This window comes from Shewanella algidipiscicola, assembly GCF_900380485.1.
In the GTDB taxonomy this organism is placed as follows: Bacteria; Pseudomonadota; Gammaproteobacteria; order Enterobacterales; family Shewanellaceae; genus Shewanella; species Shewanella algidipiscicola.
In genome coordinates, this window is the sequence record NZ_OXJV01000009.1 from 1 (window position 1) to 1,311 (window position 1,311).

A 1,311-nucleotide genomic window follows, 5' to 3' on the forward strand; every position below is an offset into this window, starting at 1 on the left:
CCACGGTGTGGTTCATGACTGGGGTGAAGTCGTAACAAGGTAGCCCTAGGGGAACCTGGGGCTGGATCACCTCCTTACCTATACGACTAACTTAATGCTTGGTCGAAAAATGCTCCTGCATTTTCGACATTCGGTACATCCGTGTACCTTTTGAGTGTTCACACAGATTACTTGATAGAAAGAAAGAGCAAAATATCGAAAGATAATTTTTGAGGAATTTGATTCAGTCAGAATTAAATAATCAAAAAGAATGGGTCTGTAGCTCAGCTGGTTAGAGCGCACCCCTGATAAGGGTGAGGTCGGTGGTTCAAGTCCACTCTGACCCACCAAATCTTTTCTACTCTGCGTTAGTTTAATACTCGTTTAGTGAACTAAACGTCGCATTAAACTGCCTTGATTAGAATGCGATTTGGCTTCGCCAATGTAATTGGTAATCGATAGTTTGTTTGACTGCATGTAAATGGGGCTATAGCTCAGCTGGGAGAGCGCCTGCCTTGCACGCAGGAGGTCTGCGGTTCGATCCCGCATAGCTCCACCATTTACTTGCACATGGATAGAAATGCCAAAGATAAATGCAAAATTTATCTTTGGCTTTTTTAAGCCCGCTCTTTAAAAATTTGGAAAGCTGATAGTGTTAATGTGAAAGGGATAATGGCGTACTTGTACGTGNTTATTTGTAGCATTGACGCGAAAATTAAAATTGAGTTCTCAAACACTTAAATCAAGTGCCGAATTATTGTAATGATAATTCATGAGTATTCTTTTGGCGAAAGTAAACACCATTAGTTGCGATACAACATTCAAGCTTACCCGCTTGAAAGAGTTGGTTTCCTTGTGAAACTCATTTGGGTTGTATGGTTAAGTGACTAAGCGTATACGGTGGATGCCTTGGCAGTCAGAGGCGATGAAGGACGTAGTAACTTGCGAAAAGCGTTGGCGAGCTAGTAACAAGCATTTGAGCTAACGATGTCCGAATGGGGAAACCCACTAGCATAAGCTAGTATCTGTACATGAATACATAGTGTGCAGAGGCGAACCCGGGGAACTGAAACATCTAAGTACCCGGAGGAAAAGAAATCAACCGAGATTCCCCTAGTAGCGGCGAGCGAACGGGGATTAGCCCTTAAGCGTAGAGGGTGTTAGTGGAATGTGTTGGAAAGCACAGCGGCACAGGGTGATAGCCCCGTACATGAAAACTAACTTTACGTGAAAACGAGTAGGACGGGACACGTGACATCTTGTCTGAACATGGGGGGACCATCCTCCAAGGCTAAATACTCCTGACTGACCGATAGTGAACCAGTACCGTGA

Annotated in this window: 2 tRNA genes and 2 rRNA genes; all 4 read left to right on the forward strand. The window is 44.0% G+C overall.

Annotation, left to right across the window (positions count from 1 at the left end):
* A 16S ribosomal RNA gene (locus DN599_RS07405) occupies positions 1-77 on the forward strand; the annotation flags it as partial.
* A gap of 175 nt (positions 78-252) precedes the next feature.
* Positions 253-329 (forward strand) — tRNA-Ile (locus DN599_RS07410).
* A gap of 133 nt (positions 330-462) precedes the next feature.
* A tRNA-Ala gene (locus DN599_RS07415) sits at positions 463-538 on the forward strand.
* 318 nt (positions 539-856) lie between these two features.
* Positions 857-1,311: ribosomal RNA gene (locus DN599_RS07420) — 23S ribosomal RNA — on the forward strand; the annotation flags it as partial.